We start from the raw sequence: 1,559 nt of genomic DNA, 5'->3' as shown, positions 1-1,559 counted from the left end.
ATTAGCGGCCAGAAGAATTCCCATACAGAAACATCAAAGCTGAAGGGCGTTTTCTGTAACACCACATCGTCGACAGTTAATCCATAAGCATTCTGCATCCACTGTAGGCGATTGGTCAGTGCATAGTGACGGTTGGCCGCGCCCTTGGGTCTCCCGGTAGAACCCGAGGTGTAAATCACATAAGCAAGATGTTCACCGTGCAGTTCTACTTCTGGATTGGTTGACGCATGATGTGTCACATCCAACTGATCCAGCGCAATGACGCTCAGGCTTGCAGCTACTGGTAACGACTCGCGAAGATATTGCTGGGTGAGCAGCAGTTCAATGCCGCTGTCTTTGGCCATATAGGCCAGTCGATCACTCGGATAATCCGGATCCAACGGTACATAAGCAGCACCCGCTTTGAGGATAGCCAATAGCCCCACTACCATCTCAACTGAGCGCTCAACCGCGATGCCCACTCGGGTTTCGGGTTTTACGCCTAAACCGATCAGATAGTGGGCCAAACGATTGGCGCGGGCATTGAGCTCAGCGTAGCTGAGTGATTGATCTTCAAATACTAGCGCAATGGCTTCTGGGGTTGCCTCTGCCTGGCGCTCAATTAGATGATGGACTGGAGAAGTATCGGAATACTGTTGGGTATTCTTCTCCCCCCACCCGCTCAACAACAGTTGCTCGTCCGTTCTGAGTAGGCTGATCTCACTTATTGGTTGTTGAGGAAAGGCTTGCAGATTCTCTACGATGCCTGCAATGGCAGTACTAAGGTAATCACACAACCGCTGAGCGCTGATGATACGGCTCACCTGCCCTACCAACTGGAAGCCACTACCTAGATCGTCCACCGACATCGTGATCGGGTAGTTGGTACGCTCTTGGCCACTCAGTACTTCCATACCTTCCCAAGTATGAACGGTGCTTCCCTCTTGCTGAGGTGCGCTATAACGATAATTGAGCAAACTGGTAAATAGCGGCGTTCCACCAGGCAATCCACTACAGCGCTGCGCTAACCCTAGGCTGGCATGCTCATGGTGCATTAGCTCAGAGAGAGCGTTGTGGGTTTGGCGCAGGCACTTATCGGCACCTTGAGCCCCCACTTTGATACGCACCGGTAGTGTATTGATAAACATCCCCAGCGCCCGCTCGGCACCTTCGATACCCTGCATGCGCCCGAACAGCACAGTGCCAAATACCACATCGTCTCGCCCGGTGGTTTTACTCAGCACCAGTGCCCAAGCCAGATGGAACAGGCTAGCCGTGCTAACACCATGGCGCTGGGCCTGTTGCCGAACCTGCTGGGCTAGCTCCGCAGCCAAAGGAACGCGTACTTCTTCGATATCGCTGCCATCGCCACGAACATCTAGTAGCCCGAAGGGCGCTGTCGGTTCTTCAACACCGCCCAACTGCTCTTTAAAGAAGGCTTCGTGCTCTTCCAGGCTTACCCCTAGCCGGGTCTGCGCCACAAAGTTTCGGAATGGCAGTGGCTTGGGTAACTCATCTGCACGGCCTTGCTGGATCAGGGCAATTTCTTCCACTAGTAGCTCAAGGGTGGTGTGATCCAT

The 1,559-nt window shown here is 53.4% G+C and carries 1 protein-coding gene; it reads right to left on the bottom strand.

Annotation, left to right across the window (positions count from 1 at the left end; translation table 11 throughout):
• Positions 1-1,559: AMP-binding protein (locus CPA45_RS22425; RefSeq protein WP_165771611.1), on the bottom strand; the 1,559-nt coding region annotated here is incomplete at both ends.

The sequence above is a fragment of the Vreelandella nigrificans genome (assembly GCF_002374315.1).
GTDB classification, from domain to species: Bacteria; Pseudomonadota; Gammaproteobacteria; order Pseudomonadales; family Halomonadaceae; genus Vreelandella; species Vreelandella nigrificans.
The sequence above is the reverse complement of the archived record's forward strand: the minus strand, read 5'-3'. Positions and strand labels throughout refer to the sequence as shown.